Genomic DNA, 6,468 nt, shown 5'->3' on the forward strand with positions numbered 1-6,468 from the left:
GGTCGCGGCGGTCGCGCCCTCCCGGCGGCGGTCAGGCACCTCCGGTGAGGGCCTCCAGTTCCTCGTGGGAGGCGACCGTGCGCACCTGCTGTTCGGTGAGGCGGTTGATCCGGGCCCTGGCCGCCCGTGCCTGGGCGCCCGTGGGCAGCAGGCCCCGGTGGATGTCGGGCAGTCCCAGCTCCCAGCCGCACACCACCCTGGGCGGGTACCGGTACCACTGGCGCACCACCACCGAACCCACCCGGATCGCGTGCTCGTTGCCCGGGGGCACGGCCGGGCGGTCGGGTTCGCGAGCCAGGTACCGGTGCCCGTCGGCCAGGTCGCAGGGCCCGCAGCCCAGGTCCCCCGATCCCAGCGCCCGCCCGCACTCGGGGCACGCCAGGCGGTCCATGGCCGCGTCCACCACCCGCCACGGGAACTGGCCGGGGTCGGAGAGCACCAGTTCGGCCAGGTCGTGCTCCCGGTCACCGCCCGGCTCGGCGTCCCACTCCGCGCACGCCTGGACCCAGGCCCGGTCGGTCTCCGCGCCGATGAGGTCCATCGTCTCGGCCAGTTCCCGGGTGCGCCATCGTCTACGGGTCATGTCCCCGCACGGTAGTCCGGCCGTGCGGTTCGCGCGACGGATTTTCCCTCGGTGCGGGGCCTGGGCGTGGCGGGTGCGTTGTCGGGGCGGCCCATGAAGCCGCGTTCCTCCAGGGGCGGCAGGCCCAGGCGGGCGCCGGTCTCCTCGTCGAAGTCGTCCAGGAAGTCGTGCAGGATCTCGGCGAGGTGGTCCAGGCTCCGCACGGAGTAGAGCACCGGCTGGTATCCGGCCACCTGGTAGGGGCGCGTGGTGATCTCGCGCAGGTCCCAGGGGCGGATGTCGGCCTGCTCGTAGCGCAGGATCTCGCCGAAGGACGACAGCAGCGCGGCCCCGTAGGCCCTGACCTGGCCGTGTTCGAGTGCGACGCCGTATTCGAGGCTGTACCAGTAGACGCGGCTGATCAGGTCCAGGGCGTCGTCACTGTCCACCCGGGCCGCGGCCCGGCCGACCGTGCGGTACAGGTCGGCGAGGAAGGGCGAGGTCAGGTGGGTGCCGTGGCCGAACACGTCGTGGATGACGTCGGGTTCGGGGGTGTACAGCGGCATCGCCGGGTGGCGCACGTACTGCACGGCGTGGAAGTGGTCGCCCGCCATGGAGCCCAGAAAGCGTTTGTTGGGCACGATGCCGCCCGCCAGGGTGAAGGAGAACCCGGTCAGGGCCCTGAGCTGGTCGCCGACCTCGGCGTGCTGGGGGACGTGGTCGTCGGGGATCGGTGCCCGGTCGCGGGCCTCGGCGACATCCTTGCACACGCGTCCCTCGTGGGCCCGCAGCAGGGCGCTGTGTACGGTGCGCCACGTCTGGTGCTCGGCCTCGGTGTAGTCCACGTGCGGTGACGGGTCGCCGACCCGGTGGCCCTCGGCCCGGTCGGTGATGCGGTTGCGGCGGCGCACGTAGTCCGGGTCGGCGAAGCCGGGGTGGGCGTCGGCCTCTCCCAGACGGCCGTCGGGTGTGACAGGAGTCTGTGCCCTTTGGTCGCTCATGTCTTCATCGTGCGTCAGGAGACCGTTTTGACCTGCGATGACGCGCCGTCGGTCGGTGTGCGCGCGAAGGCCGCCCGGGTTCCGGGGGAAGGTCCGGGCGGCCCGCGCGTCACGTCAGTACCGGGTGATGACGCCGCTGAAGCGGCTGGTGAAGCGCTCGGCGTCGCCGAAGGAGTGGATGCCCGAGCCGTCGACCGTGCGGGCCGGTCCCCCGCCGGTCGGGTGGAACACGCCGAGATAGGCGTGCACGAGCTCGTCGGTGTCCTCGTTCCGGGTGTCCACACGGAACGCGCGACGGGAGCCGGATCGAAGGGGTTGTTCGCGTCCATGCGCGGCCTTCCTTCGGTGCCAGGCCCGAACCTGGCACATCAGCGGCTTCAGCGCTGATCGGGGTGGTAGCTGTGCCGAGGCCGGTGCTCTCAACGATGGTTCGGGGCGGGTCGCGGTCCGTCACAGCCACTTCCCCAGCGGTGCCGCGATCACCTATACCCGCGATGAGTGGGAGGCCTTCACCCGGGGCGTCCGCTCCGGCGAGTTCGACTTCCACCAGTAACGAATGCCCTCTCCCCCGGTGTGGCCGCTAGCTAAGGTCGGGCCCGGGGCCGAAGGTCCACACGCGCCCCGTGTTGCGGCCGTCCCTGCGGGTGGGTTCACCCAGGAGCGCGGTGATGCCGTCCTCAACACGGTCCAGCAGGTCACGGCCGAACACGCACAGGGTGTTCTCCCAAGGGTGTCCGAACGTCCCCAGTCGTAGGTCACGAGTGGTGTAGACGTAGTAATCCCCATCGGGGAAGACCTGGCCTGGTACCTCGGGGCGGCCGGGTCCGCCGACGCGGCGTGGGTCGAACCGGTAGCCCGTGTGACTCCAGTTCAGCCAGTACAGAAGCTCGTCGGGGCGCGCGAGGGCGAGCACCCCGGGGATGGCGTCCAGCGGCGCGACCAGGACCGAGCGTTCCCACCCGGGGGTGAATCCGGCCGCGAGCAGGGATGCGGCCAGGCCCGGGCTGTCGTGGGAGTGGAGGCGCCACTCGACCGGTTCCGTCCTCCTGGCGGCTTCCTTCTGCTGGCCTTGGACGAGATCGGCCAGGTTGGTGCCCGTGGTGTCGGTGTGGTCGATCACCACGTGTGTGCCGTGGTGGACGCTCACCAGCGGCCCGTCGCGCTCCACGACCGTTCCGATCGGCGGGTGCTCGGGAACATGGCCGCGTACGCGGGTGTCGTAGGCGGCCAGTAGTTCGCCGGTTTCTGTAGCCGTGTGTTCGCTGGTCACGGCTGCACCTCGGTCACCGCGTAGCCCGGCACGGACGGCCACCGGACCGTCAACACCACCGACTCCTCCTCCGCGGTCCAGGAGTGGTCGGTTCCGCGCCCCCAGACGACGTAGTCCCCCTGCTGTTCCAGGACGAGGTCACGGTCGGGAAGTTCGACACGGAAGCGCCCGCTGATGAGTACCAGGAGAGCGGTCCGCTGCTCACCCCTCACCCACTGCTTCCTCGTGTCTCCGCGGGGGTGGACTCCCCATTTGATCTCCACTGCTTCGCTGTGTCGGGGATCGTCAGCGTCCTTGAAATGTCCGAGGAGCCACCCTCGGTCCAGTGCCGCGTCCTTGCCAGCGTTGCCCACGTACACACCGTTGTCCACCGGGTGGACGCTAGCAGTTGCTCCGGCCACGAAGGCGTCCGCGCCGACGAATCGACCGTCGAGGCGCCGCCCACGGCTTTCCCGCTCGCTGAGGCATCCGCTGGTGGCGACGTGTCCAGCGTGTCCCGCGAGCCTTGGACAGTCCTCTTCCGGCCGCGGGGCGGGGAAGGCCCAGCATCGGGCCGACCGAGCCTGTCCGGCTCGGTCGGCCCGGTTCTCATGGGCGGACCCCGAGACGGACTCCCCCGCCTTCTCGGCGGTTATGCCCGGGACTCCGGTGAGGCCGACTGGGTGACCAGCCCGGACGCGGACGTTCTCGGAGCCAGCGAGAGCCGGTCCCAGGAGGCGACGTCGCGCTGGAGCTGCCGGTCGTGGGTGGCGATCACCACCGCCGCCCCGGTGACCCCGAGCCCCTCGGTGAGCTCGTCGACGAGGGCGATCGAGAGGTGGTTCGTCGGCTCGTCCAGCAGCAGCACGTGCGGGCGCGATGCCAACGCCAGGGCCAGATCCAGCCTGCGCTGCTGCCCCATGGACAACTCACGCAACGGCTTGTTGGCGTCGGCGGACGAGAGCAGCCCCAGGGAACTCAGCGAGACCGCCTCGCTCTCCCTGAGCACGCCCTGGCCGACGAGTCGGCCCAGGCGGGCGGCGAACACCTCCCGTGCAGGCCGCGCGTCCGCCTGCGGTGACTCCTGGGCCAGCAGTCGCACCCGGACGGTGCGCGCGGCGCGCACGCCGCCGCCGGTCGGGGCGATCCACCCGGCGAGCACCGACAGCAGCGTCGACTTGCCCGCCCCGTTGGCCCCGGTGACCACCAGCCGCGAACCGGAGTCGAGGGCGACCGTGACCGGCTGGTCCAGGCGCCCCGCGACGGTGACCTCGTCGGCCCTGAGCAGGGTCACGCCGGGCAGCACCGGCAGGTCCGGCATCCGGAACCGCATGGGAGGCGGCGGCATGGTGACCGCGTGCGCCTCCAGGTCGTCGCGCCGCCGGTGGACGGCGCGGACGAGCCCGGGCGCGCGGGTCGCCCGTTGGTGTTTGCCGGTGCCCTTGTCCGGGCGCCAGCCGCTGACGAGCCGGTTCTGCGCCTCGGACAGGTCCTGGGTCAGGCGGGCGTGTTCGGCCTGCTGCTGCTCGTACTCGGCGGCCCAGCGTTCGCGCTCGGCACGCTTTCCTTCCTGGTAACCGGCGAACCCTCCGCCGTAGACGCGGGGTCCGCCGTCGCGGCTCGGGTCGAGGTCGAGCATCGTCGTGGCCACGTCCGAGAGCAGGGCGCGGTCGTGGCTGACGAGGACCACGCCGTTGCTGTGGTTGCGCAGCCGGTCGGTCAGGAAGTCGAGCCCGGCGGCGTCGAGGTGGTTCGTGGGTTCGTCCAGGAGAAGGAAGTCGTGCGAGGCGCCCAGCAGGCAGGCCAGCCGGACGCGGTAGCGCTGTCCGACCGACAGTTCGGCCAGTGGCCGTGACCGGTCGGTGACGGCGCCCAGGTTCTCCAGGGCGAGGTCGACGCGTCGGTCGGCGTCCCAGGCGTCCAGGACCTCGACGGCGTTCAGGGCCGCCGCGTACTCCTCTGCTGTCTGGGGATCGCCGTCGGCGAGCCGTGCGGCGCTGGCGTCGAGCGCGGCCAGGGCCGCGCGGGTGTCGGCGAGTTCGACGTCGATCAGGTCGCCGACGGTGCGGCCCTCGGTCGCTCGCATCTCCTGTTCGGCGACGCCGAGGGTGCCGATGCGCCGCACGGTTCCGGCGTCGGGTTCGAGTGCACCGGCGAGGATGTGCAGCAGTGTGGACTTGCCGCGGCCGTTCTCGCCCACGATCCCCCAGCGGGAGCGTGGTGTGACGGTCATGTCGACGTCGGAGAGGACCGTGCGGCCGCCGCGGTCGATGTGGACGCCGTTCGCGGTCAGTTGTGCCCGCTCACCGGCGGGCAGCACGAGTGTGGGGTTGAGGGTGGCCAATGTTCCTCCGAACAGAGCTCCGCCCAGCGCGGTCACGGCGGTGTGCGCGGGAGCTCTTCGAGCTGACGGAAAAGACCCGGAGCGGGTCGATGCATACGTCAGGCACCCGCGGCCACGTGAGGGTGGGGCGGGCGCTCGGACTCGAATCAGAGGTACAGAGGTAGATGCACGCGTTCACGGTAGCAAACGGGTCGGTGGGGCCGGAGGGGGTTGGTGGGGTCCGTTCGAGAGGCCTGCTTGGGGGGCTGGCCCGTGGGCGCGCTGGTCTGAGCGAGAGCGTTCCCCTCCGGGGTCACGGCAGGCGCCGGATCCTGGCCCGTTCTGGGATCTGGGCGGCGTTTTCGTGTTCTGGGTCGCTCCTCGTGCCGCGTGTACCGCCCGTGCGGGTGACCCGAGGGGCGGGATCGAGGTTCATCACAGGGGTTCCTTATGCCACGGATTCGGGTTCTGAAAACCACGAATAAGAGTGTTTAGGCAGGAATTCCAGGCTCTGTCGATGGTCTTACCTGCACGGTAGAACATGCTGTCCGTCGCGTAATGACATGTCATCTTTTAAGGCCAAAGATACCCCTGAACAGCTGGAATGCCAGGTAGCCGATTTGGTGTCCGAATTACTGGCTTGGGGATGGGTTCGGCACGGGAAACGCCCGTCACGAAGAGAAAGGATGTGCTCATGCCGGTCCCCGCTGACCAGATGGGATTCCTGCCCGACGAGCACTGGGAGGTGCTGGCCAGGGAGCTCGAAGCCAACCCCGATCGCCTCAAGAACCAGTACCGCGAGGCCGTGGCCGCGCACCTGCGCAACCCCCGTCCGGTGGAGCTCAAGGAGCAGGAGGGCGCCGCGGCCCCGCCCCACTTCGACTTCAGCAAGACCTTCGAGGCGACCATCGTCCCGGGCGTGCTGTCGCTGCGGGTCGTGGTCTCGGCCTCGACCGGCGAGAACTGGTCCGCCCACGTCAGGGTCAGCGCGGTGGTCTTCGGAAAGGAGATGGGCGACGCCGAGGTCAACCTCTCGGCGGTCAGCTCCTACATCGAGATCCACCCCAGCGTCCTGCTGGCCAAGGCCGACCTGAAGATCGGCTTCTACGGTGAGCGGCTGTGCTTCGGCGTGGAGGGACGGGCCTGCTACTGGGCGCTGGGGTGGCACTGCACCCCGGTGAACGCCCAGAACCTGTTCTGCCTGCGCTCCTGAGGCCGGAGCAGGGCGGGGCCGGGCGCCGTCCGCCTCCCGGCGCGGAGTTCGCCGTGAGGACGTCCTGCCCGTTCCGGACCGCCGCTCCGAGGCCGTGGTGAGGCCACGGCGGGCCCCCCG

The 6,468-nt window shown here is 70.6% G+C and carries 8 protein-coding genes; 2 read left to right on the plus strand and 6 right to left on the minus strand.

Annotated elements, in window-relative coordinates:
- Positions 1-31: 31 nt before the first annotated feature.
- From D455_RS0101060 to D455_RS34050, 3 genes are all read right to left on the minus strand, one after another.
- Positions 32-583 (minus strand): hypothetical protein, encoded by a 552-nt coding sequence (locus D455_RS0101060; RefSeq protein ID WP_040684238.1) that lies wholly within the window; start codon positions 581-583, stop codon positions 32-34.
- Positions 580-1,563, minus strand: coding sequence for a hypothetical protein (locus tag D455_RS0101065; protein ID WP_017568910.1), 984 nt, complete (start codon positions 1,561-1,563; stop codon positions 580-582). Before D455_RS0101065 ends, D455_RS0101060 begins: the two co-directional genes overlap by 4 nt.
- 114 nt (positions 1,564-1,677) lie before the next feature.
- Positions 1,678-1,845: a hypothetical protein gene (locus tag D455_RS34050; RefSeq protein WP_017568911.1), complete on the minus strand. Its 168-nt coding sequence runs from the start codon at positions 1,843-1,845 to the stop codon at positions 1,678-1,680.
- On the opposite strand from D455_RS34050, the gene D455_RS32390 reads away from it, so the two are divergent.
- The gene (locus D455_RS32390; RefSeq protein ID WP_083922089.1) at positions 1,838-2,116 is read left to right on the plus strand and encodes a DUF397 domain-containing protein; all 279 of its coding nucleotides are present in this window, start codon (positions 1,838-1,840) and stop codon (positions 2,114-2,116) included. The genes D455_RS34050 and D455_RS32390 overlap by 8 nt on opposite strands.
- Positions 2,117-2,143: 27 nt before the next feature.
- On the opposite strand, the gene D455_RS32020 is transcribed toward D455_RS32390, so the two are convergent.
- The 3 genes from D455_RS32020 to D455_RS0101085 form a co-directional block, all read right to left on the minus strand.
- Positions 2,144-2,833, minus strand: a complete 690-nt coding sequence (locus tag D455_RS32020) for a DUF2716 domain-containing protein (protein ID WP_017568912.1) — start codon at positions 2,831-2,833, stop codon at positions 2,144-2,146.
- Complete coding sequence (locus D455_RS0101080; protein ID WP_026122197.1) at positions 2,830-3,204, minus strand: cupin domain-containing protein; 375 nt, start codon at positions 3,202-3,204, stop codon at positions 2,830-2,832. Before D455_RS0101080 ends, D455_RS32020 begins: the two co-directional genes overlap by 4 nt.
- Before the next feature lie 260 nt (positions 3,205-3,464).
- A complete protein-coding gene (locus D455_RS0101085; protein WP_017568914.1) occupies positions 3,465-5,156 on the minus strand; it encodes an ABC-F family ATP-binding cassette domain-containing protein in 1,692 nt (563 codons plus the stop codon).
- 673 nt (positions 5,157-5,829) lie between these two features.
- Here D455_RS0101085 and D455_RS0101090 point away from each other — a divergent pair.
- Entirely contained in the window at positions 5,830-6,348 is a 519-nt protein-coding gene (locus D455_RS0101090; RefSeq protein WP_026122198.1) for a hypothetical protein, read from the plus strand.
- The last annotated feature ends 120 nt before the right edge of the window (positions 6,349-6,468 follow it).

The sequence above is a fragment of the Nocardiopsis halotolerans DSM 44410 genome (assembly GCF_000341065.1).
Classification (GTDB): Bacteria; Actinomycetota; Actinomycetes; order Streptosporangiales; family Streptosporangiaceae; genus Nocardiopsis; species Nocardiopsis halotolerans.

Coding starts and splice junctions, on each gene's coding strand:
- D455_RS0101060 (WP_040684238.1), bottom strand. CDS start 583: ATGACCCGTAGACGATGGCGCACCCGGGAACTGGCCGAGACGATGGAC.
- D455_RS0101090 (WP_026122198.1), top strand. CDS start 5,830: ATGCCGGTCCCCGCTGACCAGATGGGATTCCTGCCCGACGAGCACTGG.
- D455_RS0101065 (WP_017568910.1), bottom strand. CDS start 1,563: ATGAGCGACCAAAGGGCACAGACTCCTGTCACACCCGACGGCCGTCTG.